This is a genomic window from Pedobacter nyackensis (assembly GCF_032678475.1).
Lineage (GTDB): Bacteria > Bacteroidota > Bacteroidia > Sphingobacteriales > Sphingobacteriaceae > Pedobacter > Pedobacter nyackensis_A.
Window position 1 is genome coordinate 180,604 of the sequence record NZ_JAVTSF010000009.1, and the last position, 24,888, is coordinate 205,491.

Below are 24,888 nucleotides of genomic sequence, written 5' to 3' on the forward strand. Positions count from 1 at the left end.
TGATCTAGTTTAAAATTTTTGTCGTTTCTTTCTTTAAATACCCCAGTTTCAATAGGGCAGGCACTACATGTTGTCCGGCTAACCGCACCGCTTTACTTGATCCGCGGGTAGATTCTATTCTAATACAAACCACAATATGGCCTTTACCGTTTGCTTTAGGTGCAAAAAAAGTATACCAGCCGTCGTTTATCTGTTCACCTTTCCATATCCTTTCCGGTGTCCCTGTTTTTCCGGCTACTTTTATCCCAAGCGTATAGATCTTGTTCTCACTTTGTTTCAGCATATAACCACTTAACAGCTCAGCATATTGTGGGTTATTGGCAATTTTTATCGCAGGATTAATGGCAGTAGCCGAATCACTGATTTTAAGCACATAGCGATTGGCTACAATATTGCCTTTATTGGCTACGCCCGATACCAGCCTGGCCACAGCTGCAGGAGTAGCAATCAGCTCGCCTTGTCCCCAGGCCATTCCCGATATGCCTTTAGCCCGGGTACGGCGGATACGTGCAGGGTCGTATTTGGGTTTGGTATTGAACTCTGTTTTCGCCCAAAACGTCCGCCATTTGTCTTCCTGCTTAATGTTACTGGTGTCCCTGCCGTAATAATAACCACCCACACCACGCAAAAACATGCCCGTTTTTAAATACAAAGTGGCCATATCATCCTGTAGATGTTCTTCATTGGCTATTTTAATAAAGTATACGTTGTTTGATTTGACCAATGCGCGTTCCAGGTTAATGCGGCCTGTTTCATCTGGTTCAATGCCCTTAGTCCTGATTCTTTCCGCAGTACTCACTGTAAATACACGTTTAGCGGCATCCAGACCTAACTTGTTAAAGGCCGCCATCGCGGTAAGTACTTTAGCTGTCGACCCAGGAGGAGTGGCAGTAGTGAAGCCTAAATCGGCTGTAGTATACCAACCCGCCAGTTTATTCTGCTCAGTAGTGGTCATGTTCAGTAAGTCCCAGTTTTTAACAGGAGGTAGCGGATATACTGCCGAAGTGAGCACATCCCCTGTAGCATCCTCCATAATCACCACCGAAACCCGGCTGTTCCTTATCGCCGTGTCCTGGGCCATGGTATTTTGAATGGTCGTTTGTAAACTGGCATCGATCGTCAGTTTTACGTCCCTGTTACGCTTCTTAAAGGTTTCTACCTCATCACTGTTCAGTCCCGATAACAGGAGCGGAGCAAGAGCTTTATAATCTCTTTTACTAACCGTCATCTCCTTTACGCCACGTGGCAAAAACCTGTTCTCCTGGTATTTTTTCGCCTGCGTATTGAATGATATAGTTGGTGTTTGAAAGCCTCTTAATTCTGCTGCATGCTCGTATTCCGCAAAATAACCGTTGGTACTTCCATTAAAAACACCCGTATTGTTGTCGCCAATCCAGAAAAACAGTTGTTCTTCAAAAGGGTAATACCTATCTACGCGTTTGTGTTCGGCAGAGTCCAGGTTGTAGCTAATACCGGCCGCACTAAGTTCCCGCTGTTGCTTTTTAATCTGTTCAGGTTTGCTCGTTGCCAGAATGCGGCCATTCCGGTCGTACAGGTTGCCCGCTGCAAGTTTGTTCATTAAAATGGCTATACGTGGATTATAGCTAAACATCCGGGCACCGCTTTTATCAGCAACCAGGGCTGGTTGGACTACCCATTTTTTATTGTCAATAATGTAGTTAGATACCGTTACTGTAAGCAATACTATAGCAATAGTTGCTGCAAGTAAGGCAGGTACCAGGTTTTTGTCCTGCTGTCTGGTGATGTAAGACGTTTGCAGTTCCGAGCCTTTTACCAGTGATACAGCCAGCAGAAAACCGGCAGCAAGCATGTTGGCGACTAAAGAAGAACCACCATAGCTGATAAATGGAAGTGCAACGCCCGACAAAGGTAAAGCGCCTGTAGAACCACCAGCAATAAGCAGGAACTGTATAAACAGACTGATGCCTACGCCGGCGCATAAATAAAATAGAAATGGCATTCCTGTTTGCCGGCCAATAACGATAGCGCGGTGCAGAAATACGAGGAACAAGATAAATATGCCGATGATCCCTGCCCCGCCAAACTCTTCACCAATAGCAGGTAAAATCATGTCTGTATGCGCTTCGGGGATAGTCTTGGCAAACCCTTCACCGACACCCTGACCGCTAAAGCCGCCACTGGCCATGGCCCATATACCATTGGCTACCTGATCGCCTCCGTACACCTCATTGTTCCATGGATCCTGCCATATCGATTTGCGTTCAGTCAATCTGTTTACCGGTCCCGGAATCAGCTTATCCAGGTACGGAACCTGGTCAATCAATAGAAAAGCAGCCATTACCATGATGATCATCATGGCCGATTCACTTGTTTTCTTACTGATGATCATGATCAGTACTGTCAATACAATAGTTACCAGACTGGCAATCCAAATGTTCAGGAACCATGCACTAAAAACATAGATGATGATGGCCGTTAGCATCATCATAAAATCTCCTCTCGAAAAAGAAAACAGGATAATAAAGGTGAAACAAACCACCATAGCAGGGCCCAGATCACCTAATAAAAGGTACATCAATATCGACACTACCATGGCTATCAGCGCAAAAGAGAAAAAGAACCAACGTTTGTGCCAGCTGCTGTATTCTGTAATGAACCTTTCGTTCGAGGCGAAAAAACCAGCCAGGAACAGTATAATGGCATATTTAACAATTTCACTGGGTTGTACACCAAACAGGTTCACTTTTACTCCACTGCCTTCGGGGCCCGTACCAAATACTATAGTAAGGGCAAGTAAGCATAATGCCATAATTGCCCATTGCCAGCCCTTGGCTTTGCTAAAAACGTTTTTTACGAGAAGCATACGGTATATGCTGGAGTCAACATTGAATTTACGCATGTTTAGGACAAGCATAATGATGATACTCAGCACCCCCAGTCCATAAAACACCAGACTGTCGCGCGCTAAAAACCGGTCTCTCAATGGGTCCTGCAAACTAAGTAACGTAAGAAAGGACAGTCCCGTCATCAGCATAATAATCGGCAGAATCAATTGATCGGCTTTTGGATACTTGATGCTCATGATGGCATGCAAGAGGTAGAAGCCCGCAAAGAAACAAACTACAATGATCCAAAACCACTGGTTATAGTCTTCCGGCGTACGGACAATTAAAGATTTTTCCTTTTTTAGGATCTTAAAATCCCTGGTCGAAAACAGCCTGATGGTGTGTGGCGATTGGCGGAAATTAAGCGTTGCATCTTTATCCAATTCCTGCAAACCCTGCGATCTTCCGAACTGAAAACCTGGCTTTAAGGGAAGCACTCCATAAGCCTCACCATCAGGCAGATGATTAAAACTATAAGCGCCGTTTATATCGGTACGGACGTAACTGATAAAGTCATTGATAATTTCTTCTTCAGTGCCGGCGGTATCCTGCGGTAATATCATCTGAAGCCTTACTAAAACACCTGCTACCGATTTATTCGCAGTATCAACAATCTTTCCGCTAATGCTATAACTGCCTTTAGCAAAGTCTTTTGTTGAAGCTAACTGCTGTGGTTTTGTTTGTTCCTGCTTATATTTAATAGAGTCCTTACCTGTAAAGCCAAGTAGTAAGCGGGAGGCAATCACCCGCTCTTTAAAATTTTTACCACCCTCTGCAAAGGCTATATCAGCAGGTACAAAGAAGTTCTTTTTGTTGAGCTCACCCACATTGTCTATTGGCTTTTTGTACAACAAAGCACTATTAGCAACCGTATTTTCAATCAGCGCGATATCTTTTTTATCCTCGAAATAATAACCTTTAATCAACAGGTTTTTGATTTTCTTGCCGGGAGCAACATCATTGAGGTTAATCATCGTCCCATCAGCCAATCGCTGCTGCACATCCGCAAAGTTTTGTTGCTGGGCATTATACAGCGTCACAAACAAAGCCCCCAGAATAAGCGTTGCAAGCAGTATAAAGATACGCTCGGTTTTTCTTGATGGGGTAATTCCTGTTTGTTCTGCCATATTAATTTTTTACTTGATATCTATGTTGCTTAATATTTAGTTTATAATTGATTATAGGTTTACTTTACGCTTCCGGAAATTACGCCGTCTGTTCTGATGAACTGTACATTTTTTAACAATACACCTTTGCGCTTCAGCACATTTAAATCATCAAAATTCTCCAGGGTGAAATTTTCAAGTAACGTACTTTTGTTATTTGGTGCAATCAAAAAAGGTTGTCCTTTGTAACCTGTATCGCTTTTGATCACGATGTTACCAGTGGCCTTCAGATATAAGCTATCCCTGTTGATTTTAATTGGTTCAGCAATTAGTATGGGCGATTTAAATGTAGAATCGTCCAGTATCAATATATTCCCAATCAACTTATCCAATGTATCCTGTAGTTTCAGCGCCTGGGCGTGTTTATCAAAAACTGCCAGATCAGGAAGTTTGTGTTTGCCTTCCAGCGTACTATTATATTGTTGTTTCCAGAAATAATAAGCTATTGCGGCCAACACAATGAAAATACCTATTTTCAACAGCGGACTAAACCCAGTGGTTTTTTGTTTATGTGGCAGGGGACTAAGCGCTGTAGTTTGTTCCTGAACCGGATGCTCATCAACAGGAGCTACGTTTTCATGAGTAACTACCGGTACTTTCTTTTTCTTAGGCCGGGCAATCGGTTTTGTGGCCTCATGAACAAAGGCGGGGGTATCATTTTTAACCAGGACTACCGTAATGTTATCGCGACCGCCATTTGCATTCGCTGCATCAATTAATTCCGTTCCTTTTTGTTCAAGCCCTCCATGTTTTAACAAGATATCGGTAATGTGTTGCCTGTTCAGCATATCCGAGAGTCCATCGCTGCACAAAAGTATCATATCGCCAGGTAGAAAAGGCGAGTGGCCAGTCTCTATGTAATCTTCCTGCGTGCCGATGTTCCCTGAAAATCCCAGCGCTTTATTGATCTCATTGCGTTTTGGGTGTTGCATGGCTTGTTCTTCCGTTAAACGCCCTGATTCTTCCATGAAGCCAACAAAGGATTGGTCTTTGGATATTTTGATTAAGGAATCATCGCGTAACAGGTACAGCCTGGTATCGCCCACATGTGCGTAGTAAAACTGGTTGGTTTTTAGATCAGCAAGTGCCATTGTCATCACACAAGCCATGTCGGCATGATCTTTATTTAGCAGTTTAGCCGCAAGAATCTGGTCGTTAGCTTCAGCAAAAGCCGCCTGCATGAGCAATGATAAATCACCTTCGGGCTTTTCCATCAAACTTATGATGGTGCCTTTTGCAATTGCTGCTGCAACCTCGCCACCGGCATAGCCACCAACACCATCTATTACACAAGCAAGAATATAGTTTGTCCCATCTATTTTTTGTGCAATAAAAGTATCTTCATTATTGCTGCGTACTTTTCCGATGTCTGTTATTCCAAAATAGTTTCTATCCATTCTTGCTGGTCGATTTCTTAATAGCCACAAAATGTGAAATCAATAAAATCACACATAGAACTAATAACGCTATTGATAGTATTTGCGACATAAATCAGGACTTAAAAATATTAATGCCAATAATTCCGTTCAATATAATCCTTGAATTTAACGGTAATTCTACCCATTTAGGATGTTCTGGTGTGCTTTTTTCTACCAGGTTCTCATTTAATATTGTTTTCTCGCCAAAGGAAGAGAGGTAGAATTTATCTTCCGTTTTGTTGTACCTGATTTGCAGGTGTGGGGAGTTTACCCATTCTGAGGGGATCTTAAATACATTGGCATCTTCCCGTGTTTCTTCATCTCCTGAGATGATGATGTCGTTAAACTTCATCAGGTACTCCAGCTTCTGTCCGGAATACGCTTTATCCGGTAGGGTAGTTTCAAATCTGGCTAACAGGACATTTCCTTCAACGACTTCGTTTTTAGGCGCATTTTTTAAATTTGCCAGGTAAGGGATTTCGTAGTACCCTTCGCTATAAAAGATAAAGTCTTTTAGAATATCATTACTGATGTCGAATGTTTGTGCCAACCCGGTTTGCCGGGGAATAAATGTAACCCTAAGGTTTTCTTGTTTTTGTCCGGCATCAGGCATTAACTTACCTATAAAACCTTTGTCGCCCGTTTTATAATCCGGGTGCGACACAAAACGAAATACCCATTTATTGCTCGATGGTTCCACACTTTTGCCGGTTCCGGCATAATCGTTCAGGATCTCATAAAACTTTTTTACAGATTCCTGGGCAATCAATCCAAACAGACCGTTTTTATTGTCCATAAAAGTCCGGTAGTCGTCGGTATTTAAGCAAATGATGTATTCGTGATAGAAAACAATTCGTTCAGCAAAGGATAATTCTGCTATCGATTCCTTGAACTTATCGATGATGTATTTATAAACTGTATCGGGGGTAAGTGGCTGTGCTTTAGCAACTGGTCCGGTTTCATTGCTGCTTAAAAACCAATCCTGTATACCTATTCGCTGCCAAAAAGAAGGTTTTTCGTCCATTTATAAAGGGTTAATGGTTTGTATTACGGTAAAGCTAGCAAAAATAACCGTTCTCCTCAAGAGCTGCATTAACTCAGAGGGTATCTATTGCTTTTAATGGTTTCGTTGAGCTCGCAAGCTCGGTTGCTTCGCTGAAAAAGCGAAGAACGCTGAGGCTCTTTCGGAGAAGGTAATTTTTGTTTCAAACTGGGCGGCCAAGCAGGGAGCAGAAAGAGTGTATTACGTATTTAAAGCAGTATGTAATTAAAGCATTCGTCATACCGGCGAAGGCCGGTATCTATTATAGTAGACTTTTCTAACGAGAGGTACCGGCCTTCGCCGGTATGACGGCAGTAAAAACAAGGTTGGTTATGTATGGAGCGGAAAAAACTTTGAGCGTAAAAAAAGGGTGATCATGTAATATGATGCACCCTTGCGTTATTGTGAGTTGATAAATGCTAGGTGTAACCCAGAATTTTCAATACCTGTTTACTGTTTTGTTCCTCCCCGAATACTTCAAAGTTGAAGGTTTCATCGCGGTTACGGCGAATGATTACGTGTTTCGGACTAGGTAATAAACAATGGTGTATACCTCCGTAGCCACTCAATACTTCCTGGTATGCACCAGTGTTAAAGAAACCTAAGTATTGAACTTTACGGGTTTTAGGCATAAACACACTGTTCATGTGTGCCTCCTGGTTGTAATAATCCTGTCCATCGCAGGTAATACCACCTAAGTTTACCCTTTCGTACTCTGCATCCCAGTTGTTGATCGGAAGGAGGATGTATTTTTGGTTCAATGCCCAAACATCTGGTAGGTTGGTGATGAACGAACCATCCAGCATTAACCATTTCTCTCTGTCGTTTTGTTGTTTACGACCTAATACTTTGTACAAAATACCAGAAGCTTCAGCAACCGTGTATTTACCAAATTCAGTAATGATATCCGGTTCCACCACATCATGCTCCGCACAGATCTCTTTAATCCTTTTTACAATTTCGTTTACCATGTATTCGTAATCGAAATCAAATACTAAAGAGTCTTTAAATGGCATACCACCACCAATATCTAAAGTATCCAGTTCAGGATTGATCTTTTTGAATTTGCAGTATAACGTTACATATTTCTCCAGTTCGTTCCAGTAATACGGAGAATCGGTAATACCAGAATTGATGAAGAAGTGCAGCAATTTAACCCTGAAGTTAGGATTTGCAGAAATCTTGTTGTTGTAGAAATCAATTACATCTTCCAAACGTACACCTAAGCGCGAAGTATAGAATTGTGAATCCGGCTGCTCTTCTGCCGCTATACGGATACCCAGGTTACAAGGTGTATCCATTTCCACCTCATCATCAAAAAGGTTAAACTCCTCTTTGTTGTCTAATACCGGAATGATGTTTTTATAACCATCATGCAACATATCAATAATATATTGCTTGTACTGATAAGTTTTAAAACCATTACAGATTACGGTGATGTCTTTAGTTAAGGCACCTTTTTTCTCCAGGGCCTCGATCATCGGCATATCAAACGCAGAAGAGGTCTCGAGGTGGATACCATTTTTAAGGGCTTCTTCAACAATATGTCTGAAGTGCGAGCTCTTGGTGCAATAGCAATATTTATAATCGCCACGGTAGTTGTTCTTAATGATCGCCGTTTGGAACAACAACTTGGCCTGCTGAATTTTCTTGCTGATCATAGGAAGGTAAGTGAAACGTAATGGCGTACCATAGGTTTCAATCATCTCCATCAGATTGAGGTCTTGAAAATATAATTCGTCGTCTATAACGCTGTAACCTTCCTGAGGGAAACCAACACTTAGATCAAGAAATTCGGAGTAACTCTGCATTTTTTTATTTTTGAACTATTATTTATAAGGTTTGGCAAATTAAAATAAGTTAATTTTGGGCTCAAAGATAAACACTTTATAAAATACACCCGTATTTTTTTTTATGACTAAGACTTTAAAAATTATTGAAGTAAAATCTGAGATCGGCGCCGGCACACGCGGGGCGAGTTTGGGAGTGGATGCAATTAAGATTGCAGCCCTTGATTTTGGGAGCAGATTTTTTAAAAAACATAAGTCTGTGGAGGTTCCTAACGAGAACCATTTGTTGCTTGAAAGCACCGGCAGCCCCTTTGCAAAGCGGATTTCCGGAATATTGACCATGGTTGAGCGCGTAAGTGACGAGGTAAGTTCAACATTGGTAAAAGGAGAATTTCCTATCGTTTTAGCAGGTGATCACAGCACTGCGGCAGGCACAATTGCCGGCATAAAAACGGCCAATCCTAAGGCAAAATTAGGTGTAGTGTGGATCGATGCACATGCAGATTTACATTCCCCTTACACAACTCCGTCGGGAAACATGCACGGAATGCCGCTGGCTATGGCCTTGGATGAAGACAATCTGGACGCGAAAGTGAATAAACTGGACCAGGAAACGATCAACTATTGGTACCAGCTGAAAAACGTTGGAAACATCGCACCAAAAATCAATTATAGCGACCTGGTACTGATTTCGGCCAGGGATATGGAACAACCCGAAGAACTGATCCTCAAGAAAAACAAAGTAAAGATTGTGAGTACTACCGAACTCAGAAAAAGAGGAGTAGAGCGTACAGTAATTGAGACGCTTCAGTATCTGGACCATTGCGATCTGATCTATGTTTCTTTTGATGTAGATTCATTGGACCCTACCGCATCAAGAGGAACAGGTACACCGGTAGCACAAGGTTTAACAGAACGGGAAGCGGGCAAGCTAATGTCGGGACTGATTACCAACCAAAAAGTTTGCTGCTTCGAAATTGTGGAAGTCAACCCAACTTTAGACCGGGAAAACCAGATGGCAGAGCATGCCTTTGAAATTTTAATTAAAGCGACTAACGCTTTCAGAAACGAATAGTAGATTTGGGGATTATTAGCATATGAACATCGAACAACATATTATTACCGCAACAATAGCTGCAGTAAAAGAATTATACAATCAAGAGCTGCCTGAAAATCAGGTGAGTTTGCAGGATACAAGGTCTGAATTTGAAGGACAGATCACTATAGTTGTATTTCCTGTAGTACGCTTTTCTAAAAAATCACCGGAAGCAACAGCTACAGATCTGGGCGAATATTTAGTGGCAAATATTGAAGAAGTAACCACTTTTAACGTGGTTAAAGGCTTTTTGAACCTGAGCATCGCTGATTCGTATTGGGTTAACCTGTTTAATACAGACCTGTTAAACCCATCATTTGGCATATTTAGCCCGAACGGGAAAAAGGTAATGGTCGAATATTCTTCGCCAAATACCAATAAACCATTGCACTTGGGCCACGTTCGTAACAACCTGTTGGGTTATTCCGTTGCGGAATTACTGAAAGCAAGTGGTTGTGAGGTGATTAAAGTAAACCTGGTTAACGACAGGGGGATCCACATCTGTAAATCGATGCTGGCCTGGCAAAAATGGGGTAATGGAGAAACACCTGAAAGTTCGCTGTTAAAAGGAGATCACCTGGTTGGAAAATACTATGTGATTTTCGACAAGGAGTACAAAAAAGAAATCGAGGCTTTAAAACTGGAAGGGCAGACGGAAGAGGAAGCGAAGAAAAACGCTGCGTTGATTAAAGAAGCACAAAAAATGCTGCAGGACTGGGAAGCTGGTGTACCTGAAGTGATTGAGCTTTGGAAAAAAATGAATGGCTGGGTTTACGACGGTTTCGAAGTGTCTTATAAAAACCTGGGCGTTGATTTCGATAAATACTATTACGAAAGCAATACCTATTTATTAGGTAAAGGAACAGTTGAAGAAGGGCTGGAAAAAGGTGTTTTCTTTAAAAAGCCTGATGGATCCGTATGGATAGATCTGACTGCCGATGGTTTAGACCAGAAACTGGTGTTGCGCGCCGATGGTACCTCTGTATACATTACACAGGATCTTGGAACTGCACAGATGAAGTATGATGATTTCAAAATGGAAGAATCTATTTATGTGGTGGGTAACGAGCAGGATTATCATTTCAAGGTTTTGTTTTTAATCCTGGAGAAGCTGGGTAAAAGCTGGGCCAAAGGATTACATCATTTATCCTATGGTATGGTTGATTTGCCAAGTGGTAAAATGAAATCACGCGAGGGAACTGTGGTTGATGCAGATGACCTGGTTGCAGAGATGATAGAAACCGCTAAAGCAAAAACTGAAGCTTTAGGTAAGGTGAATGATTTTGACGAAGCAGAGAAAGAGCGTTTATACTACAACATTGGTATGGGTGCTTTAAAATACTTCCTGCTTAAGGTAGAGCCTAAAAAACGATTGTTATTTGATCCGGCTGAGTCTATCGATTTTCAGGGTAATACGGGGCCTTTCATTCAGTATACCCATGCAAGGATTAAGTCGTTGTTGCAAAAAGCCAATTATGACTTTGCACATGCAGGTGTTGCTGATGCAGTGATTACGGCAACTGAACTGGAAATGATCATGTTGCTGGCTAAATACCCATCAGAGATCCAATCGGCTGCTAAGGCGCACAGTCCGGCATTGTTAGCAAATTACTTATATGAAGTAGCTAAAATGTTCAATAAGTTTTATCATGAAACGCCACCGATTATCAAAGAAGAAAATGAAGGCGTTAAAAAACACCGTTTGAATTTAAGTTTCGTAACGGCCAATATCTTAAAGAATGGAATGCGCATTTTAGGCATTAACGTTCCTGAAAGAATGTAAGCATTACTTTATCCCTCCTCAGTCCAATTTAAACTGAGGAGGGATTTAATTAAAAACCAGCTACATATTGATCTATGTAAGTGGCCCGGTTTTTTATCCAGTTGCGCATTTTCAATACATCTGCGCTGAAGTTTCCACTACTATTGCCCCATTTGTCATAATCCTTCTTTTGGGAGGTTTCAATGGTATTCGCATATCTGTCTATATACGTTAAGAGTTCGGGCAGTTTATCTGCCTTGAAAGCAGTCCATTTTTGTTTGTAAAGGGTTTTAACCTTCGGATCGGATAAGAGTCTTGTGAAAAAGGTCGTTCCAATTGCAGATGAGTTCCAGAACAAGGGTCTGTCAAATGTTTTGAAATGTGTTCCACTTCCTTCAAACCCATATGCCCAGTCGAAATCCCATAACGGCCCCATGGTGTATTTTCCATTTTTTGGTTTATACAGGTACACACTTTTGGGATGGTTCAATTCTTCATTTCCAGTTAAATTATACACAATGAAATAGTTGACCAGCGCATTAATGTCGAAGTGATCCGTGTAGTTGTTATTGGGAAATCCATTATTAAAAATTGTATTTTCCATTAGCTGGAAATCGTCTTTAATGAGGTTGAGCTGATCATTGGATGTTAAATCCGGATATTTGATCATCACCGGCAGGTTGTAATTGGATGAGGTAAATTTCCATGGTTCATCAAAATATACATCAAGTTCCATCAAAACGCCTCCATCTTCTATGTTTACCCTGTTTTTGCTCACGGCGACCTGTTCGGTCAGGGAATAACTACCCATATAAGTGCCGTTTATGGTCACGTCGACCGGAATGATATGATTGGTATACGGTATTTGCAATAGTTGGCCGGTTTTCATCGCTACCGCATTGCACATTAGGGTTGGATCAATGTAATTGGCCAGCAGTACCCAGTCTTTCTCTTCGGCAAGTCCTAAAATAGATGCTTTTTTATCTAGTTTTAAGCGATAAGGCTTTTTAGGCAGGTTCCAGGTGGAATTTCCACGACCTTTAATCTTTGTTGTTCCTGTGTAATCCGGATAAGCAGTACTGCCTGTTATCTGTATGTCTGCCTGCAAGTAATCGTCCTTAGAGGTCACAGGAGTATTGTTCGCCGTTTGAATATAAACATGTGGAACACTAATTTTCCATTCACAGGTAACTGTATAGGTACGCTGACTACCATCTTCGGCTGTTACCTGGTAATTCAGTGGTTTTGAAAAATCATTTACGGTAACCATCGATTCTTGTTTTACGTTGGCTACAGTAACTGATTTCCCGCTGGTTACAAAGGTTGCTTTGAGTTTTGTAAGGTCAGTTTCCTTTGTCAGTACCAATACAATAGCATTGCCGGTTATTTTGCCCTCAATGTCTTTTTCAATACTTCCGGTATTGTGGGTAAGTTCTAATTTAAAACCCGTAATTTCTTTATCGCTGTTTAATTGAACAGGTGTTTGTTTGCGACAGCTGCTACCGGTACCCAGAACAAGAAGAAATAAGAACAGTTTCGTGGTGGTGTTCATTTAGTTGATTTGGTTAGTTTGGTTATGGTGGTTAAATGCTTTCTATTTTTCCGTTCCTGTTTTTGTAGGAACAGGCTTTTTCTTCCTGAAGGAGGCAAAGGTCATCGGGCTCTTCGACGGGCGTTCATCTCCAAACAATACGCCCCATTGTTTAAAGGTATCTGTTCTGTCGAAAATAACTTTCAATACTGCAATAATGGGCATGGAGAGGAACATGCCAGAGACCCCGGCAATGCTTCCGCCAATGATTACCCCCAGAATCGCAAATAAGGCATTGATCTTAACTTTTGAACCTACAATTCTAGGCATCAGGATATTGTTGTCCAGAAACTGAACTACTGCTATCACGCCTAGTACTGTAATTACAGGCCATAATTCGGTAGAAGAGGTGAGGGTAAGCATCACACCAATAATATTACCGATTAAGGCACCTACGTAAGGAATCAGGTTTAATATTGCGAAAATCACTCCAATCAATAATGCGTGTTTGATACCGATCAGCAACAATATACCGCCTAAAAGAACCGTCATGTAGGTTACCTGGATCAGTAAACCTACCAGGTAGTTTTTTATGATGGATTCTGTTTCGTAAATGGCTTCTTTTACTTTAGGATGGTGGTCTGGTTTAAACCACATGAATATGAAGCGTAGTAAAATGTCTTTATAAAAGAGCATCAGGTAAATGTAGATTGGTAATAAACCCATAAAAACAAATATGGAACTTAAAGTCACTGCAGCTCCGCTGGCAGCTTTTCCGGCCATTCCCAATAAGTCATCACTTTTTTCAGTGATAAATTTCATTTGTTCGGCGGTCGAAACATGACTAATGGTACTAAACCACTCGCTTAGTGATTTTAAGTGGGAGTTTACATTGCTCTTGATCTGGGGAAAGTCGGCAGCCAAAATACCAATCTGTGCAGAGAAGAACCATACAATACCACCTACAAAAATCGCGAGCAGCAGGATGGGTAGAATAATAGCGGCAATTTCGGGGAACTTATATTTCCTTAAGAAACGAAATACAGGCAGCAATACGATGCTGATAAAAAAGGCCATGATGACTGGCATGATGATGTCTTTTCCGATTACAAAGAGGGCTCCAACGAGCACGATCCCGAGTAATTCAATTGACCGTCGGACGGTAAGCGGCATGTCTTTCATTCGTAATTTGTTTGTTTTTGAAGGGATAACATTATAAGGTATCGAATGTTTGGCTAATTTTGTGCCAGAAATTAAACTTAACAAAGATTATCGATGATTACAAATGAGACTATAGTTGCTTTGTCTACACCGCCCGGAGTGGGTGCTATTGGCGTAATCCGCCTTTCAGGAAAGGATGCAATTGCCATTACCAACTCTGTTTTTAGCGGAAAGGACTTACTGGCTCAGGATTCCCACACCATACATTTTGGTTTAATTAAGGATGGGAATGTAGTTATCGACGAGGTGCTTGTGAGTTTATTTGTGGCGCCTAAGTCGTACACCAAAGAGAATGTGGTAGAGATTTCCTGCCATGGTTCTAATTACATCATCCAGCAGATCATCAGCTTACTGACCAGAAAAGGTGCCTCTGCTGCTAAGCCAGGTGAATTTACTTTAAGGGCATTTTTAAATGGCGGCTTAGATCTTTCCCAGGCCGAGGCTGTGGCCGATTTGATTTCTTCTGATTCGGCTGCGGCACACAGTGTAGCTATGAACCAGTTGAGGGGAGGCTTTAGTACGGAATTGAACGTGTTGCGCGAACAGCTGATTCATTTTGCTTCGATGATTGAGCTGGAGCTTGATTTTGCAGAAGAGGATGTGGAGTTTGCCAACAGAGACCAGTTACAAGACTTGATCAGCAAAATTACCGTGGTGCTGAACAAACTGATCCGCTCTTTTGAATTGGGGAATGTAATTAAACTGGGGATCAATACGGTTATTGCCGGCAGACCAAACGCAGGTAAGTCAACGCTGCTAAACGCTTTGTTGAATGAAGACCGGGCGATTGTTAGTGAAATAGCTGGTACTACCCGTGATACGATAGAGGAAGTGCTGAACATCAACGGCATCAATTTCAGATTGATTGACACTGCAGGTATTCGTGAAGCTACAGATACGATAGAGGCGATTGGTGTAGAGAAAACCATGCAGAAGATCAGCCAGTCGGCGGTTTTGGTATATTTGTTTGATGTGGTCAATCTTTCTGCTTCCGAAGTACGTGATGATATTTTAAGTTTACACAAACCTGGGATTGCTTTTATTGCAGTTGCCAATAAAATGGACCTTTCCTATAATGATAAACTGAAGGAGTTGAAACTACCATCAGATATTAACTTTATTTCTATTTCTGCGAAGGAAAGTCAAAATATAGAAGAGTTTAAGCAAATGTTATATGATACGGCTGTAGGGGATAAGTTATCTGATAATCATACTATGGTTACGAATATTAGACATGTAGAAGCTTTGCAAAGAACCCGTACGGCTTTGAATAGCGTTGCTGAAGGACTTGTAAATCCTGTTACTTCTGATTTCCTTGCTATGGATATTAAGCAGGCTTTACATTACCTTGGTGAGATAACGGGGGCGGTTACAACGGACGATTTGTTGGAAAATATCTTTAGTAAGTTCTGTATCGGAAAGTAAGGTGGCTAAATAGCCCCAAATAAGTAATACAAAATTTTGAGAAAACCGCTGTAGATAAGACCTATAGCGGTTTTTTGTTGATCGCAGGTTTTTGATTTTCAGCATCATTTAGCCTATTCTTGTACCGGAATTGTACCTCAAAAGGAGGATTTGTACCTCGCTTAGAAAAAGTGGCGAGCTAACCCGTCAACCGCGGACAATTAAGGAGAACTAATGATAACTAAGGACGAATAAGGCCATGAGTTCAAACATCAGAATCAACAGAATATGCGAGTACTGCGGACTCGATTTTCAGGCAAAAACGACAGTGACAAGATTTTGTTCACACACCTGCAACAGCCGGGCTGGTAAACTTAGAATCAAACAGCTCAAGATGGGACTAAGTGAACAGCAGACTCAGACTGTTAAATCTAAACCAATGGTAGAGTTGCAAGCTAAAGAATTCCTTTCAGTCAGGGAAGTTGCCAAATTACTGAACTCTTCTAAAGACACCATCTATGCATTGATCAGGAAAGGAACAATCAATGCGGTAAACCTTGGCGCACATCAAACTAAGATTAAAAGATCAGAGATTGATAAGTTGTTCAATCAGGAGCAGGTTGTTGCTATGATAAAAGAAGTAAAAGTCATACCTTTGAAAATAAAGGACTGCTATTCAATGGGAGAGGCCATCAGAATCTCCGGTATGTCCGAAAAGGCGCTTTATTCAGCAATTAAGCGTAACAATATTTCTAAGTTTCAGGAAGGCAAATTTGTCTATGTATCTAAAGCAGATATTCATAACCTGACCAATACCACATTAAAAGACAGTAATTTATGAGTGTTAACTTAAGAAAGAAAACCCTTGGTACTGGCAGGATTTCACTCTATTTAGACTTTTATCCTGCCATCAGGAATCCTGATACCGGTGTGTTTACCCGCAGGCAATTCCTCAAGCTTTACCTACTAGAAAAACCCAAAACAGATCTGGAGCGGGAAACAAACCGGAAGACTTATTTACTGGCACAGAACATATGTGCTCAACGACTAATTGAGATCCAGAATCACCGGTTTGGATTTCTAGCCGAAGAAAGAAAAGATGGCAATTTTATCGAATACTTCAGAAAGATAGCTTCTAGAAAATCAGGTTCAAATTATTTTGGCTGGAAGATGGCATGGAGGTACCTTGAAAGTTACGGTGGGTCAGGATTGCGGTTCCGGGATCTCACAGAGGAATTCTCCGAGGAATACCGTGACTATATGCTCACAGGACCAGGAATTGGCAGGTACGGCAAGCGTATCGGCTCTAATACCGCAGGAAGTTATTTTGCAAAGTTTCGCACCATGCTAAAGACGGCATACAAAGCAAAACTGCTAGATGAAAACTTATACGAGATCGTTCCGCCCATTGATGAACAGGAAGCAATCCGAGAATTTCTAACCCTGGAAGAGTTTCGCGCATTGGTAAAAGTACCGATTCCTAATTGCGTGATGAGAAAGGCCTCTATCTTTGCGGTACTTACCGGCCTTAGGTTTTGCGACATCAAATCCTTGAAATGGGAGCAGGTGAGAGGCTTTTATGGGAACCACTACATACAATTTACTCAGGAAAAAACGGAATCACCTGAAACATTTCCCATCTCCGACGAAGCGTTTGAATTGTTAGGTGAACGGAGATATTTGGACGATCTGGTCTTCAGGGACCTACGCTATTCAAGGATCAAACCCTTTTTAGCGAAATGGCTGGATCTGGCCGGAGTTCATAAATCAAACTTCACTTTCCACTGTCTAAGGCATACCTATGCCACCTTACAACTGGCCTTAGGCACCGACATATTTACATTAATGAAAATGCTCGGTCATAAAAGCATCAAAAGCACCATGAGGTACCTGCACTTGCTGGATACCCAGAAAAAAGGAACAACAGAGAAAATTAAATTGGCTGATATACAGGCATTGATTAATGCCTCCTAAAAATTCATCCACCAGAATCGCTGGACAGTTCTGAGGGTTAGATTTGATGTCCGGAAAATTTGTAAGCAACGAAACCAGAAGGAATCAAGCTATACAACAGAAAAATAATATCAATTGAAAAACTATGCAATTAGAAAACCCTTTTCAGGTCATAATGGATAAACTTAACGACATCGAAGCAGCATTGCATGAGCTTAGGATACAAGGAAAAACGCCAACAGAAGGACCTGAAGCAGATTTGTTGTCTATTACCCAAGCCTCAACCTTATTAGGCATCGCAAAAAACACCATCTACGGGTTAAGCTCTCAATCCAAGATACCAGTAATCAAAAAGGGCAAGCGCCTGTACTTTTCCAAAAAGGAATTACTGGAATGGTTGAGAAGTGGTAGAAGGGCAACTGTAGATGAACTGAGTTCTGCGGCAACTGAATATCATGCATCGAAAAGAAGGGCTGAAAGACATTCAGGTTACAGAAATAACCGCTGACAAAACGAATATCTAAGCAGAAGAAAGTCAATTAGTCTCGAGAAATCTGTTGAATTGAGAAATAACTTGCAATACATTCAGAAATTTTATATTATTGTATTGAGAGCGTTAATTTTGAAAGCGGCACCAGTCTTCTGATTGGTGCCGCTTTCTGTTTTGCTCATATTCGTATGTAAACAATTAATCAACATGGCTGCAAAATTTACGCTCGGCAGATACAAGCTTACCCAGCAGATCCTTAATATTCTAGACGTGACCGAAGAGACTAGAAAAGATTTTCTATGTGCTGAATGTGGGGGAAGAATAGTTTGTGTACTAGATGTGCCATTAACGACCAGACATTTCAGACATAAAAGTGCAAATTCAAATTGTAAGCCAGCTCTTGAAACGTTATTGCATAAGACAGCGAAAGAAATTATTTGTGCTAATAATTCGATCAATTTACCAGGTAGACCGGCATTCGCTTATTCTGGAAAACCTGAAATTAGCTTTAGCAAATACCGCCCGGACGTTACATTGTACGGGAAGGAAAAGAACCTGCTCGTGGAAATCGAAGTTTCTCATCCGATGACCTATGAAAAGCATTTGGATTATCAGCAGCAGGGCGCAGACTGTCTGGTGATCGATTTGAGCAATTATCCCAGAGTTTTTCATTTATCAGATCTGGAGAATGAGATTATTCAACAGACTGACCGTAAAAATTTTTACGGCTGCCAGAATGCTTACTTTAAACCAATTGGGAATTACGAAGCAAAAGTAAGCCCCGACAACAAAAATCCATTAGCAAAAACTTTAATTAGAGTAGTCGCGTTTGGGATAGGTTGCCTGATATACAAGCGGTTTTTCAGTGAAACGAAGCAGAAAAAACGCAGGATCAGATCATACTAGCCTAATGACTTAATACGAGAGCCAGAAGTATAAGCTGTCTCCTGAGTTATCCAGCCTTTAATTTAAACGGAAAGGAGATTGTATCCCTACGGTTTGACAATTCCATAGCTGCCATAATACTTACAGCCTTTGCCTCCCCAATTCCCTGAAACCTGGTCAATTTCTTAAGCGGAAGCTCGGATAATGCATTCAGGTCACCACCAACACTTTTTTGAATTCTAGCAGCGAGATCAACCGCGGTTTCTTTTGTTGTCCCCGATCCAATCAATAAAGCCAATAATTCTGCAGTGGAAACAGACCCAGCTCCGCCTTCCATCAGCTTCTCTCTTGGCCTTTTTTCAGGAGCCCAGCTTTTAATACCTCGTTTTCTAAATTCAGGGGCATTGGAATGGGTACCAGTCACCTCTGAATGATTCTTTTCCTTCCTATGAATGACACTGGTGAATAACATGGAAAAGCTTTCAATCAAAAAACTGAAGTCCTCCTCGAAGATAATTACTGAATTTTTCTTGTAAGTATTGTCCGCTTGTTTATCAGATCGGGTAATCTTGATGTATTCAGATTGGTTTGTAGCTTTTGAAAAGTCAATGAAATAGCTTCTTGAGCCTGATCCAAAAGTTTCGCTTTCTAAGGTTTGTGGTTTCATAACATTCGGGTTTTGTTGCAGCAAACCTCAGCATACTGCCACGATCCATCCGAAAATTATCCATATAAAACTTGAGTTTAAACGGGTAAAGACTTTCTTACACGGATAAAAAGATCCCGCGCTATGCGCCGGGACCGATCCATTCTAATTCTCTTGCAATGTCTGTTACTTCATTCATCGCAATTTTATGACAACCCACGATCAGGTACTCGGGGCTTACGCTATTGATTTGGAAACCCATTAACCTGAAGTTGCAGTCACTACAACCTTCTGGTAGTACACTATGCAGGAAATCAAAACATTTTTTTGCCACTTCCAGTGGTACCTGAATGCCTTTGGATGTTTCCACGCAATTGGTGTTATCATTCCAGCGTAGGTAGGCAAGGTTGCTGTCAATAGGATTCTGAAGAGATCCATTGTTACCTAGGTCTGATTTCCAGGCTTTCAATAGACCTGTAAAAATCTTAGTCAGTAAGGCGAGTCGTTTTTGTTCAGCTTTAGCAGCTTTGAGTTTTCTGGCGGCATTCAGTTCAGCGATTGCATTCAGTGACGGGTGATCCAGGACCTGCTGAAGATGATGATCCGGAGTAACTCCCAATTCATCGATAAAAGTTCTCAGAAGGGATAATAGGTAGTCTATCTCCCTAAGGAGAGAAAGGCGTCTTGGATATCTTTCCAGTGTACTGATCAAATGCTGGATTTCTGAAATCCAGTCTTCAATGTTCTTTCGGATAAATGATTGATCAGATGCAGGGTCAGTGCCGAGTGGTACATGTTTGACATAAACAATTTTCAGATGGGAAACGGCTGAAAGCACCCGGCATTTATGTTTTGAGGTAGATACGCTGTAGCCTTCAGTAGTGAAAAAGACCCGGTTTTCAACAAGTGTGGCAATAGGGAAGTGACTGCCATAACTGAAGATGGTAGAACCTTCAAAATACAGGTTACTTGCATGTCCGTTTGGGCTAAGCTGGTGTGCCCAGGCATGGGCGCAATTTTGATGATTGGAGTAGTTTTTAGCTGGTGGTCTCATGATAAAGGGATTAGTGAAACATTAAATTATTTCACGACACGGCGGCTAATCAGGCTGAAAAAGGCAAGGTGGAGCGCTAAAAATTGTGGAGGCTCCCTTTAGGGAAACCCCATTTTTGGAGACGACCTTGGGGCGGGTTTATCGCCCGAACCCTAAGCCGAAAAGACGATCTTAGTGACATAATTTATGGTAACGGGCCCAGGCTGGAGATCAACCAATGCCAAAAAAATATCCATGTAAGATTTTTGCATACACGGGTAAATAGTCGCTTACACGGATAAAGTTTGTCGGTCTATTAGATCCGATCAGAGAAATAATTTATTTTAGCATAGCTATTATCTATCTAACTGCCTTGATTAACAATACTATACAGACGTCGAAGACCTGCAGCAACTGCGGGGAGATTTTCAGTGTCGGAAGGATTGACAAGAAATTTTGTACCGACGCATGTAGAGTTGACTTCAATAATAAAATCAAGCTGGAAAAAAGGATCGCGCTGCCTGATTTTGTCAGAACCATTCCAAAGATCATTCTGAGCAACTACCGGATCATGAGGAAGCTGAATACCACCGGTACGACTAAAGTAAGTAAGGAGAAGCTGGATGCATTGGGATTCAACTTCAGGTACATCACCAGCTATCAGACCACCAAGAAAGGGGACACCTACCACTTCTGTTTTGACCAGGGCTATCTCCGGTTAAAAGACAACCAGGTCTTACTCGTCACTCAGCAGAATCAGGTAGACACGGATTAACCAGACTTTAACCACCACAAAAATCAACTAAGCTATGGAATCAAAGACACTTACCATTGAAATCAGTATCTCAACGGCTGCAGGAAAGCAAATGCCCCAGGATCAGGAAATATATGATGTCATCATTGATCATCTCTACGACTTTATCATCAAGGATGCAGCGATTGTGGACGGCGTTCACATCACAAAAGTGAACGGGCAATCGACTGAGGAAGGCGAATAAAAAATAAACCCCTGATCTGCACAAACAAATCCGGGGTTTTCCCAAAACAATGTTGATTTATTTACCTGCGTTTTTCTTCTCTGTAACTTCAATACGGATGTCCTGAGCAAGGGTTTTAAGATCCTGCATGGCTTTGCGTACACGTGTACCAGCAGCACTGTTACCAGCATTGTAAAATTTTTCAACGTCAGCCTCAACAGTAGCTAACACTTCTTTAAGTTTTGTGAAGTTTTCCATTTTTTATGAATTAAGGCAGCTAAGATAACAGTTTTCCGGAATTCTGGCTAAATTCAAGAAAAGCCGGGGAAATCCCGGCTAGTATTCTATTTAGTTATACTTTCAAGCCCATCTAGTAAGCCTAGTAAACCCCAGCTGTCAATCTCTGAGTCGCTCATGCAATCGCTTAGCAACTTCGCATCCGTATCAGCGAAGGAAGTCACCACCACAGGCGCATCATGCTCATTCAGGGTAATCCCATCTGTGTAGGCCGATATCTCACTCACAAAAGGATTAAATACCAATTCTGAAATGGCAACCGTTCTGTTCAGTCTATCCAACTCCAGTGTGATCGCTTCATATACCGCATCTTCCCAAATCAATAACTGGGTTTTAAGATCAGTCCCATTAATTAAATTCATATTTTTCGGTTTAGTTTCCCTGCACTGAGGTACAGGGAAAGGTTTAACATTTTGATAATTTTAGTGTGATTAAGGATGAATCAACAGCTCAACCAACAAAGTGAATTTCGGGTTGGGATGCTTCCGTGCAGTGGTGTACACACTGATACAATGGTTTAGAAAGATGGCCTTATGGTCAGAAAATAACTGCTCTGAAAAAATCAGATGGCTTTTAATTAACGAATTTCGTTTCTGCGCAATCATCGACTCAGAACTGTTTAACAACCGAAGCCAGAAATCAAAAGACATCAAACCATTATCCCAGGAAAAACGATAAAGCGCTTCCTTTTCTTTAATGCTCTGGCACATGCCAGTGATAAAATCCAACAATTCAGGAATCTCCTCAGGGAATAACTGATGCAAAAGTGCAGCTTTGTCGACATTGGTAAATTCAGTTAGTGCTTTCATAAAAGCAATTTAAAAGGTTAAAAATTTTGTTTGTTTTTCTCTTTTTTGCCAGCCCTTTTTTATTTACGGGGGGAGGATTAAAAAGAAAGCAGCGGAGCCATGACTCCTGAAAAAGGAGCAGAACTATATAAGTACCGGAGGTTGATGGGCACAGCTCAGCATTATGCGTTCGCAGGCATTCAGGAGCATGAAATTCGCATTCTTTTTAATTCTCAGCCGTTAGTAGGATAAGGTCAGCCTACGGCAACGCAGCAGGCACGTTTCAAAAAGAAAACCAATAGATAATTATTTGCAGATAAGGATAATACACGAAAAAATTTGTAAATTGGATCAGGGAAACAGCGAAGCTGATTTTTTTAACTCACCAGAATTATACTAACTTAGGCGCCGTGCTAAGGGGGAAAACACATACGGAATCTGATAGTCTTCTGCTCGCAGAAATGCGTTCTGGAAGTAAAGCAGCATTTGATCTACTTTACGAAAAGTACAAGAAAGATGTCTATGCAGAAGCCAACAAAAGGCTCCATGATCCGGAGCTTGCACAGGACATTACACAGGATGTATTCACCAGTCTTTGGCTCAAGGGTAACCATCAAGAAATCGCAAACTTACCCGGATATTTATTCATCTCCATCAGAAACTTAGTGCTCCGCAGCATCGCCAGGCAAGACAAATTCGTGCCCATGCAGGAACTGCTGACGGACCTGTTGGAAAGCAAGGAACGCCCCGACCAGCAAATGCTGTATAAAGAGTTGCTGGAAGCCTATGAAGCAATCGTCAACAACCTGCCGGATCAGCAGCGGATCATTTACAAAATGCGCTATACTGAAAACCGCAGTCCCGAGGAAATAGCAGAACTACTCAACCTATCTCCAAAAACCGTAAGAAACCATTTGGGAAAGGCACTGGCCAGCCTCAAATCTGCGATGATGATCATTCATATCCTCATTTACCTATCCGGAGAGCAATAATCAGCGGGTTTAAAAAAAAATAAAATATTTTTTTAGCACGACTGGGCAAAAAGCAGGGCTTATGTAACCTATCTATTATACACCCTACATGTATTCAATGGAAAAGGAATTGATCAACCAGCTAATTGCCAGATACCAGCAAGGTAAGGCCAGTGCTGATGAAGTAAAACTCATCGAGACTTATTACCGCGCACTGGAACACAGGGCCGATCCACAAGGACAAGGCGAGCAGTTCCCTGATGAAAACACCTGGAACGAAATCAAAAGCAATATTGACCTTAACATTTACAGCGCAACAAAACAACCACGGACTTTCAAACTCTGGAAAAGCATCAGCGTAGCAGCTGCAGTCATAGCATTCATCGGGATATGCATTTACTTATACAAACCAGCAACTGAGCAAGCCACTGATACCACCATTGCCAGCAACATCAAACCAGGAAAAGCAGGAGCGACGCTAACCTTAGCCAATGGAAAACAGATCCTGATCAATGACGCCTTAGCCGGAAACATCGCCAGTCAGAGCGGAGTGAAGATTTCCAAATCAGCAGACGGGCAGATCCTTTATGAGGTAACCGATCAAAACTCATCCACCACAGAATACAATACATTAACTACCATACAAGGAGAAGAAACAAGGGTCAAATTACCAGACGGTTCCATCGTCTACCTGAATGCAGCATCAGAAATAAAATACCCGACCAGTTTCGCAAAACTCAAAAACAGAACAATAGAACTAACTGGCGAGGCCTACTTTGAAATAGCCAAAGACAAATCGCATCCGTTCATCGTAACCACAGACAAACAAACCGTCGAAGTGCTCGGAACCCATTTCAACATACAGGCCTACGCAGATGAAGCAGCCACAAAAACCACACTCTTAGAGGGAAGTGTAAAAGTTGCAGAGAAAAATGCAAAATCCAGTAACAGCAAAGCCCATATACTCAAACCCGGACAGCAGGCCGTAAACAGCGCATCAAGCGAGATCAGCATAAAACAAGTAGACACTGAAGAAGCAGTCGCCTGGAAAAACGGCTTCTTCATATTTGAAAACGAAACCATGGAAACCGCCATGCGCAAAATCAGCCGCTGGTACAACGTAGATATCATATTCAAACAGCAAGAACTTAAAAAAGATGTATTTGGCGGAAGCGTCTCCCGATCAGAAAACATCTTAGGCCTGCTAAGGGTACTGAGCAAAGCAGCAAACGTCAACATGCAAGCAGAAGGAAAGAGCATCATCATCAGCAAGAAATAACTAGCAAAAACAAGCAGCAATACAGCAAACAAAAAAAACGATAAAAATTACCAATCTCGAATTAACTAGAACCTAAACCAAACCAAGTAAAATGAAAGCAAAAACAACATACACAGGACCCTAGCGAAGATTAAGAAGATTAAAAAAATCTGAGCAGAAATAAAAAAATCAGGAGTGCAGCAAACACCCCTGATTTAAAACTGATCAGACAGAAAATGACCTTGTAAACCATTTTTTTATTCTAAACAGCAGACCAAATGTATAAAATATAC

General features: G+C 41.4%; 22 protein-coding genes. 11 read left to right on the top strand and 11 right to left on the bottom strand.

Going from position 1 to position 24,888, the window contains the following annotated elements:
- Window positions 1-4 precede the first annotated feature (4 nt).
- From R2Q84_RS23500 to R2Q84_RS23515, 4 genes are all read right to left on the bottom strand, one after another.
- Entirely contained in the window at window positions 5-3,994 is a 3,990-nt protein-coding gene (locus tag R2Q84_RS23500) for an FtsW/RodA/SpoVE family cell cycle protein (RefSeq protein WP_316819051.1), read from the bottom strand.
- 59 nt (window positions 3,995-4,053) lie between these two features.
- The gene (locus R2Q84_RS23505) at window positions 4,054-5,430 is read right to left on the bottom strand and encodes a PP2C family protein-serine/threonine phosphatase (protein ID WP_316819052.1); all 1,377 of its coding nucleotides are present in this window, start codon (window positions 5,428-5,430) and stop codon (window positions 4,054-4,056) included.
- 94 nt (window positions 5,431-5,524) lie between these two features.
- Window positions 5,525-6,475: a hypothetical protein gene (locus tag R2Q84_RS23510; protein ID WP_316819053.1), complete on the bottom strand. Its 951-nt coding sequence runs from the start codon at window positions 6,473-6,475 to the stop codon at window positions 5,525-5,527.
- A 437-nt stretch (window positions 6,476-6,912) separates the two neighbouring features.
- Window positions 6,913-8,304 (bottom strand): arginine decarboxylase, encoded by a 1,392-nt coding sequence (locus tag R2Q84_RS23515; RefSeq protein ID WP_121272627.1) that lies wholly within the window; start codon window positions 8,302-8,304, stop codon window positions 6,913-6,915.
- A gap of 103 nt (window positions 8,305-8,407) precedes the next feature.
- Here R2Q84_RS23515 and R2Q84_RS23520 point away from each other — a divergent pair, with 103 nt between their 5' ends.
- Both R2Q84_RS23520 and argS read left to right on the top strand, forming a co-directional pair.
- Window positions 8,408-9,358: an arginase gene (locus tag R2Q84_RS23520; RefSeq protein WP_316819054.1), complete on the top strand. Its 951-nt coding sequence runs from the start codon at window positions 8,408-8,410 to the stop codon at window positions 9,356-9,358.
- Between the two features lie 22 nt (window positions 9,359-9,380).
- Window positions 9,381-11,162: an arginine--tRNA ligase gene (gene argS, locus R2Q84_RS23525; RefSeq protein WP_316819055.1), complete on the top strand. Its 1,782-nt coding sequence runs from the start codon at window positions 9,381-9,383 to the stop codon at window positions 11,160-11,162.
- A 49-nt stretch (window positions 11,163-11,211) separates the two neighbouring features.
- Here argS and R2Q84_RS23530 read toward each other — a convergent pair whose 3' ends face one another.
- Window positions 11,212-12,693 carry a CotH kinase family protein gene (locus tag R2Q84_RS23530; protein ID WP_316819056.1) on the bottom strand — a complete coding sequence of 494 codons (1,482 nt, stop codon included), beginning with the start codon at window positions 12,691-12,693 and terminating at the stop codon, window positions 11,212-11,214.
- A gap of 42 nt (window positions 12,694-12,735) precedes the next feature.
- Window positions 12,736-13,854, bottom strand: coding sequence for an AI-2E family transporter (locus R2Q84_RS23535; RefSeq protein ID WP_316819057.1), 1,119 nt, complete (start codon window positions 13,852-13,854; stop codon window positions 12,736-12,738).
- 93 nt (window positions 13,855-13,947) lie between these two features.
- On the opposite strand from R2Q84_RS23535, the gene mnmE reads away from it, so the two are divergent.
- The 5 genes from mnmE (at window position 13,948) to R2Q84_RS23560 (ending at window position 18,646) form a co-directional block, all read left to right on the top strand.
- Entirely contained in the window at window positions 13,948-15,318 is a 1,371-nt protein-coding gene (gene mnmE / locus R2Q84_RS23540; RefSeq protein ID WP_316819058.1) for a tRNA uridine-5-carboxymethylaminomethyl(34) synthesis GTPase MnmE, read from the top strand.
- Window positions 15,319-15,691: 373 nt separating this feature from the next.
- Window positions 15,692-16,138 (top strand): helix-turn-helix domain-containing protein, encoded by a 447-nt coding sequence (locus R2Q84_RS23545; RefSeq protein ID WP_316819059.1) that lies wholly within the window; start codon window positions 15,692-15,694, stop codon window positions 16,136-16,138.
- Window positions 16,135-17,271, top strand: coding sequence for a site-specific integrase (locus R2Q84_RS23550; RefSeq protein ID WP_316819060.1), 1,137 nt, complete (start codon window positions 16,135-16,137; stop codon window positions 17,269-17,271). The genes R2Q84_RS23545 and R2Q84_RS23550 overlap by 4 nt, the downstream gene beginning before the upstream one ends.
- A 124-nt stretch (window positions 17,272-17,395) precedes the next feature.
- Entirely contained in the window at window positions 17,396-17,758 is a 363-nt protein-coding gene (locus tag R2Q84_RS23555) for a helix-turn-helix domain-containing protein (protein WP_316819061.1), read from the top strand.
- A gap of 189 nt (window positions 17,759-17,947) precedes the next feature.
- Window positions 17,948-18,646: a hypothetical protein gene (locus tag R2Q84_RS23560; RefSeq protein WP_316819062.1), complete on the top strand. Its 699-nt coding sequence runs from the start codon at window positions 17,948-17,950 to the stop codon at window positions 18,644-18,646.
- Window positions 18,647-18,692: 46 nt separating this feature from the next.
- Here the strand turns inward: R2Q84_RS23560 and R2Q84_RS23565 are convergent, their stop codons facing one another.
- Window positions 18,693-19,292, bottom strand: coding sequence for a UPF0758 domain-containing protein (locus R2Q84_RS23565; protein WP_316819063.1), 600 nt, complete (start codon window positions 19,290-19,292; stop codon window positions 18,693-18,695).
- A gap of 121 nt (window positions 19,293-19,413) precedes the next feature.
- Window positions 19,414-20,325, bottom strand: coding sequence for a hypothetical protein (locus R2Q84_RS23570; RefSeq protein ID WP_316819064.1), 912 nt, complete (start codon window positions 20,323-20,325; stop codon window positions 19,414-19,416).
- Window positions 20,326-20,677: 352 nt separating this feature from the next.
- On the opposite strand from R2Q84_RS23570, the gene R2Q84_RS23575 reads away from it, so the two are divergent.
- Both R2Q84_RS23575 and R2Q84_RS23580 read left to right on the top strand, forming a co-directional pair.
- Entirely contained in the window at window positions 20,678-21,079 is a 402-nt protein-coding gene (locus R2Q84_RS23575; RefSeq protein ID WP_316819065.1) for a hypothetical protein, read from the top strand.
- A gap of 34 nt (window positions 21,080-21,113) precedes the next feature.
- On the top strand, window positions 21,114-21,302 hold the full coding sequence (locus tag R2Q84_RS23580; protein WP_316819066.1) for a hypothetical protein: 189 nt from the start codon (window positions 21,114-21,116) through the stop codon (window positions 21,300-21,302).
- A gap of 57 nt (window positions 21,303-21,359) precedes the next feature.
- On the opposite strand, the gene R2Q84_RS23585 is transcribed toward R2Q84_RS23580, so the two are convergent.
- From R2Q84_RS23585 to R2Q84_RS23595, 3 genes are all read right to left on the bottom strand, one after another.
- Window positions 21,360-21,539, bottom strand: coding sequence for a histone H1 (locus R2Q84_RS23585; RefSeq protein ID WP_316819067.1), 180 nt, complete (start codon window positions 21,537-21,539; stop codon window positions 21,360-21,362).
- Between the two features lie 86 nt (window positions 21,540-21,625).
- A complete protein-coding gene (locus R2Q84_RS23590; protein WP_316819068.1) occupies window positions 21,626-21,940 on the bottom strand; it encodes a hypothetical protein in 315 nt (104 codons plus the stop codon).
- A gap of 69 nt (window positions 21,941-22,009) precedes the next feature.
- A complete protein-coding gene (locus tag R2Q84_RS23595) occupies window positions 22,010-22,387 on the bottom strand; it encodes a hypothetical protein (RefSeq protein ID WP_316819069.1) in 378 nt (125 codons plus the stop codon).
- A 389-nt stretch (window positions 22,388-22,776) separates the two neighbouring features.
- Here R2Q84_RS23595 and R2Q84_RS23600 point away from each other — a divergent pair, with 389 nt between their 5' ends.
- Both R2Q84_RS23600 and R2Q84_RS23605 read left to right on the top strand, forming a co-directional pair.
- Complete coding sequence (locus R2Q84_RS23600) at window positions 22,777-23,358, top strand: RNA polymerase sigma-70 factor (RefSeq protein ID WP_316819070.1); 582 nt, start codon at window positions 22,777-22,779, stop codon at window positions 23,356-23,358.
- Window positions 23,359-23,455: 97 nt separating this feature from the next.
- Entirely contained in the window at window positions 23,456-24,616 is a 1,161-nt protein-coding gene (locus R2Q84_RS23605) for a FecR family protein (protein ID WP_316819071.1), read from the top strand.
- Window positions 24,617-24,888 lie beyond the last annotated feature (272 nt).

What these genes read in the sequence shown, in the direction of transcription:
- R2Q84_RS23500 (WP_316819051.1), bottom strand. Translation starts at nt 3,994, where the DNA reads ATGGCAGAACAAACAGGAATTACCCCATCAAGAAAAACCGAGCGTATC.
- R2Q84_RS23505 (WP_316819052.1), bottom strand. Translation starts at nt 5,430, where the DNA reads ATGGATAGAAACTATTTTGGAATAACAGACATCGGAAAAGTACGCAGC.
- R2Q84_RS23510 (WP_316819053.1), bottom strand. Translation starts at nt 6,475, where the DNA reads ATGGACGAAAAACCTTCTTTTTGGCAGCGAATAGGTATACAGGATTGG.
- R2Q84_RS23515 (WP_121272627.1), bottom strand. Translation starts at nt 8,304, where the DNA reads ATGCAGAGTTACTCCGAATTTCTTGATCTAAGTGTTGGTTTCCCTCAG.
- R2Q84_RS23520 (WP_316819054.1), top strand. Translation starts at nt 8,408, where the DNA reads ATGACTAAGACTTTAAAAATTATTGAAGTAAAATCTGAGATCGGCGCC.
- argS (WP_316819055.1), top strand. Translation starts at nt 9,381, where the DNA reads ATGAACATCGAACAACATATTATTACCGCAACAATAGCTGCAGTAAAA.
- R2Q84_RS23530 (WP_316819056.1), bottom strand. Translation starts at nt 12,693, where the DNA reads ATGAACACCACCACGAAACTGTTCTTATTTCTTCTTGTTCTGGGTACC.
- R2Q84_RS23535 (WP_316819057.1), bottom strand. Translation starts at nt 13,854, where the DNA reads ATGAAAGACATGCCGCTTACCGTCCGACGGTCAATTGAATTACTCGGG.
- mnmE (WP_316819058.1), top strand. Translation starts at nt 13,948, where the DNA reads ATGATTACAAATGAGACTATAGTTGCTTTGTCTACACCGCCCGGAGTG.
- R2Q84_RS23545 (WP_316819059.1), top strand. Translation starts at nt 15,692, where the DNA reads ATGGGACTAAGTGAACAGCAGACTCAGACTGTTAAATCTAAACCAATG.
- R2Q84_RS23550 (WP_316819060.1), top strand. Translation starts at nt 16,135, where the DNA reads ATGAGTGTTAACTTAAGAAAGAAAACCCTTGGTACTGGCAGGATTTCA.
- R2Q84_RS23555 (WP_316819061.1), top strand. Translation starts at nt 17,396, where the DNA reads ATGCAATTAGAAAACCCTTTTCAGGTCATAATGGATAAACTTAACGAC.
- R2Q84_RS23560 (WP_316819062.1), top strand. Translation starts at nt 17,948, where the DNA reads ATGGCTGCAAAATTTACGCTCGGCAGATACAAGCTTACCCAGCAGATC.
- R2Q84_RS23565 (WP_316819063.1), bottom strand. Translation starts at nt 19,292, where the DNA reads ATGAAACCACAAACCTTAGAAAGCGAAACTTTTGGATCAGGCTCAAGA.
- R2Q84_RS23570 (WP_316819064.1), bottom strand. Translation starts at nt 20,325, where the DNA reads ATGAGACCACCAGCTAAAAACTACTCCAATCATCAAAATTGCGCCCAT.
- R2Q84_RS23580 (WP_316819066.1), top strand. Translation starts at nt 21,114, where the DNA reads ATGGAATCAAAGACACTTACCATTGAAATCAGTATCTCAACGGCTGCA.
- R2Q84_RS23585 (WP_316819067.1), bottom strand. Translation starts at nt 21,539, where the DNA reads ATGGAAAACTTCACAAAACTTAAAGAAGTGTTAGCTACTGTTGAGGCT.
- R2Q84_RS23590 (WP_316819068.1), bottom strand. Translation starts at nt 21,940, where the DNA reads ATGAATTTAATTAATGGGACTGATCTTAAAACCCAGTTATTGATTTGG.
- R2Q84_RS23595 (WP_316819069.1), bottom strand. Translation starts at nt 22,387, where the DNA reads ATGAAAGCACTAACTGAATTTACCAATGTCGACAAAGCTGCACTTTTG.
- R2Q84_RS23605 (WP_316819071.1), top strand. Translation starts at nt 23,456, where the DNA reads ATGGAAAAGGAATTGATCAACCAGCTAATTGCCAGATACCAGCAAGGT.